Below are 6218 nucleotides of genomic sequence, written 5' to 3'. Positions count from 1 at the left end.
AAATTTCGGCTTCTGGATCACGATAAATATGATAGATGGTATCGGTAGGTTCAAAAATAAAGATAGAGCCATCGTCATCGTTACTATAAACGTGATGATTAGCTAATTGTTCTTTCACTTGAGGTGTCAATAACGGTGAGTCTTTAGACAGTGGCTCAATGAGAAGCCAGTTAGCCTCGATCATCGACTGTAGTTTTTCTTGCGCGATTTCAATGCCCTGTTGATCGGCAATAAACTCTAAAAGCTCAAGGGTACTTTGGATTTGTTGACTGTGCGCCACTAAGTCAAGATCAGGAGAGAGCCAGTCATCAATAGTGACATAACTGACTAAAGTAAACATAAAAATACCGACCAGAGCGAGATACAGCTCTAAATAAAGACGTTTCATAGTCTCCCTTTATGACCAGTTTTCTGGGACAAATAAATAACCTTTACCACGCAAGGTTAAGATACGTTTTGGGACTGAGGAGCTGTCACCAAGTTTACGGCGTAAAATGGCCACTTTATTGTCGATGGTTCGATCAAGCCCATCGTATTCAATTCCACGAGTTTCTTTGACTAAATACTCGCGTGATAGTACTTGCTCAGCATGACTCGCCAGTAACCACAAAAGGTCAAACTCACTGTCGGTAAGTACAATATCTTCCCCGGCGAGAGAGCATTGACGAAGTTTGTGATTGATACTGAGCTGCCCAAAATGAAGTTGATGATCATTGTCTGGATGCGCTAACTCGGTTTGTTGCTGGCGGCGCAGCAACATGCGGATTCTCGCCAGTAATACCCGAGGTTTAATCGGTTTATTCACAAAGTCATCGGCACCTAATTCAAGAGCTGCGACATGGTCGATGTCATCGTCACTGGCGGTTAAAAAAACGATTTTCCCTTTGTAGTCGTTACGAATCTCTCGACAAATCGATAAGCCGTCTAAACCGGGTAGCATCAGATCGAGAATCACTAAATCTGGCTGAATTTGCAAAATCAGGCTGCTCGCTTGCAGGCCGTCGTGAGCCAGATGAACCTCAAACTCATTATTTTCCAAATAGCTAGTCAGCAGCTCTGCGAGCTTTACATCGTCTTCAATAAGTACAATTTTCATAAGTGAATCATCAGTTAAAAATAGCGTGGATACAATAGGGGCGGACAAAACGGTACATTATGTGGTGCTGTGTAAGGCTTGCATACATACGCGTACAAAACATGAGTTGTGTCACAAAAAGCAAGTAACTATAGTTCGGGCCAATACGTTAATAGTACGAGTATCGTTCCATGAATTCTACACAATCCTATGAAAACCGTACGCGTTTAGTCGGTCTCGACTTTTTACGCGGCTTGGTCATTTTTATGGCCATCTTTGAACATTATACGGGGTATTTAAACTATTGGTATGTGGATTTTTTCCCTAAAGAGAGCGATTTTTATGAGACATTATATCGTTCACATTTACCCATGTTGGGGCAACTTGTCCCGATGGACAGTTTTACCGGACAAGTCTCAGCGTGGTTGATCCCTTGGGTGAGTCAAGTCTATTTGGCGTTAGCGGCCTTTAATCTTTCGGCGCGATCATCTGAACATATGCGGGCAACACTGGTGAAAAAACTGGCTCTATTTTTGAGCATTATTTTTGTGTTGTATATTGAAGGTTTTATTATTGCGCCTAACTTTGGTGAGGCAATTTCATTTTATCCAGTCATGCTATGGATGACGCTACTGGCTTTTTTCTCTATTGTTTACGCCTTTTTTGGTATCCGCGGCATGGTGGTGTTGACCGTATTGAGTACCATTGTCAGTCAGTTGGGTGTGACATCATTACTAGAGCATGCTGAACTATGGATGCAAACCCATGTACACCCAGGCTATGAGTTGGATGCGCGGTTAGACCTGTTTATGGCCAGTGGGTGTTTTGGTTTCCTCTACGGGTGGGTGTGGCATCATTACGCTGAAAAACGTGATGCGCTGAATAAACTTGTATTGGGTATTGCGCTGGTGGCTTTATCGCTTTATTTCTTGAATGGTCAAGCCGCGACGATTGATTTGCATGATGTCTATGCCGAAGAGCATGCCTTAGCAGAAGATACCATTGGTCGTCTCGGGATTTGGGGCACGGAATTTTTAGTGATTGGTTTAATTTTAACACTGCATCAAGCTGGGGTCCGTTTAAGCTGGCGTCCTCTTAATTGGATTGGCATGTACTCATTAACCGTGTTTATTTTCCATAAGTCGATTTTTATTTTCTTATGGGGACCGCTACTCACTTGGGCTTCAGCGAAGATGGGAACGACCTTACCGAATAATTTCTTGCTGATCTTTACCTTATGTTCATTATCGGTTGGCATCATTTATCTATTTAAACGCTCAGGCATTATTTGTCATCTGATGGGCGATCATCAAGATCAGATGTGGAAGGATGTTTACCGTCAGAAAAGGCTACCCGATGCTCAATAAAACGATGATTCTAGGTTACCAAACTATCGTCGTGTTCACGCTGACCCTATGGGTCGGCGTGGTGCGTTGTGATGAGTTTAGCCTTGGGGCCAGTTTTGGTATTGATAGCCCTGCGGTGAGTTCATCAACCAAATGGGAGTGGTCACCGAGCATTGCTTACGAAAAAGAGACGGAGTTTGGACTGTTTTTTGCTCAGGGAGGTGAAGCGGGGTTGGCTTTACCTATGCCTTATTGGGACAAGGCTTATTTTACCGTTGGCCCAGTCTTATTGAGCGAAGAGCAGGGCTCATCACGAATCGGTTCAAGTTTGCGTATCGGGTATTTATTTACTGAATCATTGTCTGCCTCATTAGCATGGCAAAAGGATTGGTCAAATGCCGTTGGAGCACAGTGGCTGATTGATGGCTCCTATCAGCTTAATGATGAATGGAGTATCAATGGCTGGTCTCGCTATGCGGACAAACATAATCAAGCGTTACGTGATGTCTCTGGGACTTGGCGTGATGTCGGCATGAGTGTTGAATGGGAAACGCCGTTTTTATCCGATTGGGTGAGCTCGGTGGAGGTTGGCGTTAATCATCAAGTCGATAGGAATTTTACCGAGCCGGTGCTGACTTGGAGTGTACGTTATCTGTTTTGGTAATCATCCTTTACCACGATTCATTCTGCATACTTTGTCATTGAGGTCAATCGGTGTTAATGCACTTGCTTATGGGGTTGGATTCAGACAAAACCATACATTTCATGACTGACTGATTTTGATGTTTATCTTTATAATAAATACGGTTAATCACTAATAGGATCGCTGTTTACTATGTCGAAAACATTGGCACTTTCTCCGATTATGGGCCTGATGGCTTGTCTTGGACTTCATTCTCCTCATGTGTTGGCGGAGCCTGTTGCTTGGGATCAAGCCGGGCAGATATGGCAAACTCAGCAATCGGCGCACTTTATAGTGCATTTTCGCAGTGAACTTGCTAGTAGTGCAGCGCGCGCATTAGATATTGCGGAGCAGGTTCATCAAGAGCTTGCGACTCAGTTTTCACAAATGCCAGTGGAGAGAACTCATCTCACACTTGTCGATGATTATGATTACTCTAATGGCTGGGCAACGCCACTGCCTTACGCACAGATACGTCTGATCATCAATCCACCTAGCGATGTGAATGGCTTAGAAGGTAATGATGAGTGGCTGCATTTACTGATCCGTCATGAATATACCCATATTATCCATATGGAAATGAGTGATGGTGCTGTTACCATTGGACGAGGCATTGTCGGCCGTCATCCCTTTTTATTCCCACATGCTCTTACCCCCTCGATGCTATTGGAAGGTTTGGCGGTCTATATGGAAAGCCAAAACGATCATGGTGTGGGTCGATTACACAACAGTCACTTTGCAATGCAGATGCGTATGGAAGTGGAGAGTGGTGAGTTAGCCGATATTGAACAAGTGGTGGTGGCGAATAAGCGTTTGCCCTTTGGCAGTAACTATTTGTATGGTGCTTATTTTGTTCAGTATCTAGCCAAAACCTATGGTGAAGAGTCTGTTCAGGCCTTTTTAACCGATTACAGTGGCTATTTGGTTCCGGGACTTTTCTTAAATCTCAGTGCTAGACACATTTTTGGGAAAGATTTTTTCGCGCTTTGGGAAGAGTTTCGTGCCGATTTGAACACGCAGTTTGCCGATCAACTGACTTCTAATGAGGCGTTTACTTACCATGAGTTCGATGCTCAGCCATTTGAGTATTTGTTAGCCCATGACAATGACACGTTGCTCGCTTGGCGTCGAAATGGCGACGATCGCGCTAACCTTGCTCAATGGGATGCTAAGCATGGTCAATGGCAAAGTCTGGTCAGTACCAAAAGCTTAACCAGTATCGACTCGCATCCGACGCAAGGGCTAGTGGTTTCGCAGATCAATTCGTATGTTGATGGGCGTGTTTTTAATGATCTGTATCGTTATGTTGATGGTCAGTGGCAGCGTTTAACTGAGCAGCAACGCTTTGCGCAAGCACGCTGGAGTAACGATGGGCAAAGCATTTTTGCGGTCCGTCATCAGCAAGGTCTGGCTGAGTTATGGCAAATCGAATTAAATGGCAAGCAAACGCAATTGTGGCAGGGTGAACCCAATTGGGTATTAGGCGATATGGACGTCTCACCAAACGGTGATATTTATGCCACAGTGAAAGCGCCTTTTCAGTCGTGGAATATTATGCGTTTTGATCAGCCAACGCAAAGCTGGATGGCGGTCACTGAAACCGCCGCTACTGAACATCAATTGAGCTTTACTGCGCAAGGCGATTTACTGTTCAGCGCCGATTATACTGGGCGTTATCAGATTTATCGTCTTGATTTGCAAACCAATATCGTTGAACAATTAACCGCAGAAATCGGCGGTGCATTTTCACCGCAATCTGGGCCTGAAGGGATTGTTTATCAAGCGTATGAGCATGATGGTTACCATCTGCGTCGTGTAGAGAATCCGCAAGGACTTGCCGATATACCGCTATCGACGCTACCGGTGGCCAACACCGTGAATGCGGCTCCGATAGCCACGGTCACTGCGACAGAGAAAAGTCAGCCAACAGGATACTCGCCATTATCGACGTTAGCGCCACGTTATTGGGTGCCGGTATGGCAGTCTGATGATAATCAATCGTTATTTGGTGTTGCTACTAGTGGCTCCGATGTATTGGGTCGCCACCAATATGACATCATGGCGGCATGGGACAGTAAAAATGCGTTTGCTGCTTATCAACTTGGCTATCAATACGATAACCGCTGGCAAGCGACATTAAGTCGTGAACATGAGTTTAAATTTAACGCATTAACGGGTAAAGACGATCGGATTGTTCGTCAGGATGATTTCACTCTGCAGCGTAACCATTTATGGCATGGGTTTGATGACCACTTAAACGTTGGCGTTGGAACCTATTGGCAGAAAGAAGCGTTGGTCAAATCTCCTCAAGGTTCTCACTATGCGGACGCGAGTAATGAATGGCTGGCCGGTGGTGCGATTCAATGGGATAACCGTGAAGGCTTATTGAATATCCCCGGTTACGCTTGGGGACATTACGCTGACTTAGTGTGGGAAACCAATATTGACGGTGACTACTCAGGACAGAAGTGGCAAGCACAGTGGCAGGCGAACTGGGATTTACCCGGACGTTTACGCTTAACAACGCATGTGGCCGCCGGTTATGCCGATGCTAAAGCTAAACCTTTTGAACTTGGTGGTTATACGGGTGACGAAGCACAACTTTATGGCCGAAATGAACTTAAACTACGCGGTTATGGTTCTGCGGCGCAAGTGGGCCAGCAATATGCCACACAAAGTATTGAGCTAAGCCGTTTGCTGTATCGCGCTGAGCGAAACTGGGGCTTATGGCCGATTGGTTTAGGTGACATTTCTGCGACCGCATTTGTTGATTCTGGTTCCAGTTGGAATTCTCAGCAAAGCTACAGTGCATTAACGGGCATCGGTGCTGAGTTACAAGTCGATGCGATCGTTTTGTATGGTAATGCGTTACCGATTCATATTGGATATGCCCATGGTTTAGACAGTAAGCTGGGCAAAGATGAAGTGTACATTAAGCTCGCGGCTGAGTTTTAAGAGAGAAAAGAGCCTGTATGCAAACAGGCTCTTTTCTCATCAGTCATTCATCTTTTGTCACTATTTTCATTCATTCGATACATGTTTTTTCTCGGACATAGCATCTAAAATTGATATAAATCAATTTTAGATGCTGTCTAATTTAGATAGCGTCAATGTT

General features: G+C 44.7%; 5 protein-coding genes. 3 read left to right on the top strand and 2 right to left on the bottom strand.

What is annotated here, in order from left to right:
* The coding region (locus tag B7C60_RS16020; protein ID WP_216639334.1) for a hypothetical protein at positions 1–388 on the bottom strand (388 nt) is incomplete at its 3' end.
* 9 nt (positions 389–397) lie between these two features.
* Positions 398–1096, bottom strand: a complete 699-nt coding sequence (locus B7C60_RS16015; protein WP_099612503.1) for a response regulator — start codon at positions 1094–1096, stop codon at positions 398–400.
* Positions 1097–1266: 170 nt separating this feature from the next.
* On the opposite strand from B7C60_RS16015, the gene B7C60_RS16010 reads away from it, so the two are divergent.
* From B7C60_RS16010 to B7C60_RS16000, 3 genes are all read left to right on the top strand, one after another.
* Positions 1267–2442 carry a hypothetical protein gene (locus B7C60_RS16010; protein ID WP_099612502.1) on the top strand — a complete coding sequence of 392 codons (1176 nt, stop codon included), beginning with the start codon at positions 1267–1269 and terminating at the stop codon, positions 2440–2442.
* Entirely contained in the window at positions 2432–3085 is a 654-nt protein-coding gene (locus B7C60_RS16005; protein ID WP_099612501.1) for a hypothetical protein, read from the top strand. Before B7C60_RS16010 ends, B7C60_RS16005 begins: the two co-directional genes overlap by 11 nt.
* Positions 3086–3256: 171 nt before the next feature.
* Positions 3257–6058 carry a TolB gene (locus B7C60_RS16000; protein ID WP_099612500.1) on the top strand — a complete coding sequence of 934 codons (2802 nt, stop codon included), beginning with the start codon at positions 3257–3259 and terminating at the stop codon, positions 6056–6058.
* Positions 6059–6218: the final 160 nt, after the last annotated feature.

Source organism: Vibrio fujianensis (genome assembly GCF_002749895.1).
GTDB classification, from domain to species: Bacteria; Pseudomonadota; Gammaproteobacteria; order Enterobacterales; family Vibrionaceae; genus Vibrio; species Vibrio fujianensis.
This window is presented reverse-complemented; position numbering and strand designations above follow the sequence as displayed.